At 67.5% G+C, this 4,351-nt stretch carries 5 protein-coding genes; 1 reads left to right on the top strand and 4 read right to left on the bottom strand.

Features of this window, described 5'->3' with window-relative positions; genetic code table 11:
- Positions 1–237 (bottom strand): P-II family nitrogen regulator (locus tag WCZ84_RS13705; RefSeq protein WP_372686836.1); only part of this gene is annotated, 237 nt, incomplete at its 3' end.
- A gap of 88 nt (positions 238–325) precedes the next feature.
- Between WCZ84_RS13705 and argH the strand changes: the two genes are divergently transcribed.
- Entirely contained in the window at positions 326–1,762 is a 1,437-nt protein-coding gene (argH, locus tag WCZ84_RS13700; protein ID WP_372686835.1) for an argininosuccinate lyase, read from the top strand.
- A gap of 57 nt (positions 1,763–1,819) precedes the next feature.
- Here argH and rlmD read toward each other — a convergent pair whose 3' ends face one another.
- The 3 genes from rlmD to WCZ84_RS13685 form a co-directional block, all read right to left on the bottom strand.
- On the bottom strand, positions 1,820–3,244 hold the full coding sequence (gene rlmD / locus WCZ84_RS13695) for a 23S rRNA (uracil(1939)-C(5))-methyltransferase RlmD (RefSeq protein ID WP_372686834.1): 1,425 nt from the start codon (positions 3,242–3,244) through the stop codon (positions 1,820–1,822).
- A complete protein-coding gene (locus tag WCZ84_RS13690) occupies positions 3,153–3,932 on the bottom strand; it encodes a 3'-5' exonuclease (protein ID WP_372686833.1) in 780 nt (259 codons plus the stop codon). The genes rlmD and WCZ84_RS13690 overlap by 92 nt, the downstream gene beginning before the upstream one ends.
- On the bottom strand, positions 3,929–4,351 hold a 423-nt coding region (locus WCZ84_RS13685), incomplete at its 5' end, for a murein hydrolase activator EnvC (RefSeq protein WP_372686832.1). The genes WCZ84_RS13690 and WCZ84_RS13685, both read right to left, overlap by 4 nt.

Genomic DNA, 4,351 nt, shown 5'->3' with positions numbered 1-4,351 from the left:
GCGCAGGATGGCCTCGATCACCGCGTCGACCCGATCACCGGCCACGACCACGTCGATGCGGATCTTGGGCAGGAAATCCACCACGTATTCGGCGCCGCGGTAGAGTTCGGTATGCCCTTTCTGGCGCCCAAAGCCCTTGACCTCGGCCACGGTGATGCCGCTGATGCCGATCTCCGACAGGGCTTCGCGCACCTCGTCGAGTTTGAAGGGCTTGACGATGGCGGTGATCTGCTGGATATCGCTCGGACTCATAGGATGGGGCAAAGGGCTGCGGTCTGGAAAGCTGACAATATAACGCAGCTGGCTCATTTATAATGCGCCCACTATGCCCAAATCCGATTCCACCCACAATCAGTTCGCGAACAAGGCGCAGGCCTGGTCGGCCCGTTTCTCCGAACCCGTCTCCGACCTGGTCAAGCGCTACACCGCCTCGGTGGGCTTCGATCAGCGCCTGGCGGCAGCCGACATCCGGGGCTCGCTGGCGCACGCCGACATGCTCGCGGCCTGCGGCATCATCAGCCAGGCCGACCACGCCGCGATCGAGCGCGGCATGGCGCAGATCCAGCAAGAGATCGCCGACGGCCGGTTCGTCTGGTCGCTGGACCTCGAAGACGTGCACCTGAACATCGAAAAGCGCCTGGTCGAACTCATCGGCGACGCGGGCAAGCGTCTGCATACGGGGCGCTCGCGCAATGACCAGGTGGCCACCGACATCCGCCTGTGGCTGCGCGACGAAATCGACGTCCAGATCGACCTGCTGCAGCAGCTGCAGGGCCGCCTGGCCCGCCTGGCCTTGCAGCACGCCGATACCATTTTGCCCGGCTTCACCCACCTGCAGGTGGCGCAGCCGGTCACGTTCGGCCACCATCTGCTTGCCTACGCCGAGATGTTCGGCCGCGACACCGAACGGCTGGCCGATTGCCGCAAACGCACCAACCGCCTGCCGCTGGGGGCGGCGGCGCTGGCGGGCACCACGTTCCCGATCGACCGCGAACGGGTGGCGCGCACGCTGGGCTTCGACGAGGTCTGCCGCAATTCACTCGATGCGGTCTCGGACCGCGACTTCGCCATCGAATTCTGCGCGGCGGCGGCACTCATCATGACGCACGTCTCGCGGCTGTCCGAAGAACTGGTCCTGTGGATGAGCCCGCGCGTCGGCTTCATCACGCTGGCCGACCGCTTCTGCACCGGCAGCTCCATCATGCCGCAAAAGAAAAACCCAGACGTCCCCGAGCTCGCGCGCGGCAAGGCCGGGCGCGTGCACGGGCACCTGATGGCCCTGCTGGTGCTCATGAAAGGCCAGCCGCTGGCCTACAACAAAGACAACCAGGAAGACAAAGAGGGCCTGTTCGACACCGCCGACACGGTGCGCGACACACTCACCCTGTTCGTGGACATGATGGGCGGGGTCACGGTGCACACGGCCGCCATGCGCGAAGCGGCCCTGCAGGGCTATGCCACGGCGACGGACCTGGCCGATTACCTGGTCAAGCGCGGCCTGCCTTTTCGCGACGCCCACGAGACGGTGGCGCTGGCGGTGCGCCACTGCGAAGCCGCCCGGTGCGACCTGGCCGATCTCAGCCTGGCGCAACTGCAGGGGTTCCACCCGTCGATCGAGGCCGACGTCTTCGAGGTGCTCACCCTCGAAGGGTCGGTGGCCGCGCGCAATCATCTGGGCGGCACGGCGCCGCAGCAGGTCCGGCATCAGGCGCAGGCCCTGCTCGAGCGCCTCGAAGGCCCCGGCGCGACCGGGCACAGCTGACGCCCGCGCCGGGCGGGATGCGCGCCGGGGCGGGATGCGCACCGGGTCGGGGCGCCGTCAGGGCATCTCGAGCACGGCCATGGATTCCACGTGCGCCGTATGGGGGAACATATTGATCACCCCGGCGGCGCGCAGCACCCAGCCGCCCACGTGATGCAGAATGCCCGCATCGCGGGCCAGCGTGGCCGGGTTGCATGACACATACACCATGCGCCGCGGCCGTTCTTCGGCAGGCAGTTCGGACAGCGCGCGGGCCACGGCCAGCGCGCCCTCGCGCGGGGGATCGATCAGCAGGCGGTCGAACCGGCCCTGTGCCCTGAACCACGCGGCATCGACCTCGAACAGGTTCTGCACGCCAAAACGGGCCTTGTCACCCAGGCCGTGGCGCGCGGCCGCTGCGTGCGCCCGGGCAACCAGCGTGGCGCTGCCCTCGACCCCCAGAACGGACTGCGCCTCGATGGCCAGGGGCAGGCTGAAATTACCCAGGCCGCAGAAGAGATCCATGACGCGATGATGCGGTTGCGCCTGAAGCAGGGCCAGCGCCCGCGCCACCAGCACCTGGTTGATGAACGGGTTGACCTGCGTGAAGTCAGTGGGCCGAAACGGCAGGCGCAGCCCCCAGGCCGGCAGGGCGTAGGCCAGCACATCGGCGCGGGCCGGATCCAGCGGATGCGCCGTATCCGGCCCGCGCGGCTGCAACCACCAGTCGACCCCATGCCGCGCGCCGAACGCCCGCAACTGGTTCAGGTCGTCGTCGGTCAGTGCCTCGAGATGGCGCAGGCACAGCACCGTGGCCCGGTCGCCCACCGCCACTTCGATCTGCGGCATGCGGTCAGGCCGGGACAGCCCACCGATCAGGCCGCGCAGCGGGGCCAGCAGCGCCGATACGTGCGGCGGCAAGATCAGGCAGTGCTGCATGTCGGCCACGTAGCTGCTGGCCTTTTCGTGGAAGCCGACCAGCACCCCGCCCTTCTTGACGACCAGCCGCACCGAAAGGCGGGCCCGGTGCCGGTATCCGACCGATGGCCCCTGGATGGCCGGAAGAACCTGCAGCGCCCGCACTTTGCCGATATGCGCCAGCGCGTCTTCGAGGGTGCGCTGCTTGACGGCCACCTGGGCCGCGGTATCGAGATGCTGCAAAGAGCAGCCGCCACAAACGCCAAAGTACGGACACGGCGGTTGCACCCGCTGGCTGGAAGGCCGCAGGATCGCGTCGACCCGGGCCTTGTCGAACGTGGGCTTGCGGCGTACGATGCGCACCCGCACGGTTTCACCCGCCAGCGCCCCTTCGACGAACACCACCTTGCCCTGATGATGCGCAATGCCCTGCCCTTCAGGGTCGAGCGATTCGATGTCGAGCACCAGAAAATCGGGATCGGCCATGGAACGATCAGGCAGGCGGCCAGGCCGCCAGGAAGGCCTGCCAGTGAGCCCCCGGCGTGGCCGCCAGGGTATCGCGCACCAGTTGCAGCTCGGCGGCATAGGCCGCCGTATCGAGCTCGCCCTTGAGCAAGCGCCAGCGGCAATACAGCAGCCAGGTATTGACCACGTCTGTTTCGCAGTACTGGCGTATGGACTCGCGCTCGCCCGCCTGCCAGGCCTGCCACACCTGGCCGCCGTCCATGTCGAGCTTGCCGGGAAAGCCGCACAGCCGGGCCAGTGAGTCCAGCGGCGCGCTGGCGCGCGCGTTGTAGCCCGCCAGCACGTCCATGAGGTCTACGTGGCGGCTGTGATAGCGATTGAGGTAATTGTTGAACCGGAATTCGCGGTCGTCGTCGCCCGTTTCCCAATAGCGCGCTGCGGCTACCCCATGGACGAGGCTGCGGTAGTGCAGCACGGGCAGATCGAAACCCGAGCCGTTCCAGCTGACCAGAGTGGGCGTGTAATGCCCGATGGTCTTGAAGAAGCTGGAAATCAGGGTGGCTTCGGGGTCGTCGGCCTGCCCCAGGGCACGCACGCGAAACCCCTGGTCATCCCGGAACACGCAGCCGATGACCACGATCCGGTGCTGGTACAGGGGCAGGAAATCGTGGCCGTGCGTCTCGCGCCGGGCCTCGAGGGCCTGTTCGATGACCTGGTCGTCGGGCAGATCGGCCCACGTGGGGTTCAGGCAGCGCAGGCCCTGGGCGTCGGGTATTGTTTCGAGATCGAAGACCAGGGTGGGGATCATCGGGGCGGCAGGTACGAGAGCGGGTTCACGGGTGTGCCGCGGCGCCGGATCTCGAAGTGCAGGCGCGGCGACGTGGTGTCGCTTTGCCCCAGGGTAGCGATCTTGTTGCCCTTCTGGATGGTTTCGCCGGTCTTGACCAATAGGCTTTCGTTGTGCGCATAAGCGGTGATGAAGCCATCCGAGTGGCCCAGCAGGATCAGGTTGCCCAGGCCCCGCACCCCGTTGCCCGCATACATGACCTTGCCATCGGCCGCAGCCACCACCGGACTGCCCACGGGGCCGTCGATGTCGATCCCCTTGGTGGTGCTGTTGAACCCCTGGATGATCTTGCCCGACGCCGGCCAGCCCCACTGGACGAGGTTGGCGTCGCTGGCGCGCGCACTGGACGTGTCGACCGGGGCGGCCGGGCTGGCCGTGGC

The organism is Castellaniella sp. (assembly GCF_041675725.1).
Classification (GTDB): Bacteria; Pseudomonadota; Gammaproteobacteria; order Burkholderiales; family Burkholderiaceae_B; genus Castellaniella.
Note: the sequence above shows the minus strand (reverse complement) of the source record. Positions and strands in the feature narration are given on the sequence as shown.

What these genes read in the sequence shown, in the direction of transcription:
- WCZ84_RS13690 (WP_372686833.1), bottom strand. Translation starts at nt 3,932, where the DNA reads ATGATCCCCACCCTGGTCTTCGATCTCGAAACAATACCCGACGCCCAG.
- argH (WP_372686835.1), top strand. Translation starts at nt 326, where the DNA reads ATGCCCAAATCCGATTCCACCCACAATCAGTTCGCGAACAAGGCGCAG.
- rlmD (WP_372686834.1), bottom strand. Translation starts at nt 3,244, where the DNA reads ATGCCGCCGAGCTGCAACTGGTGCGCGATACCCTGGCGGCCACGCCGG.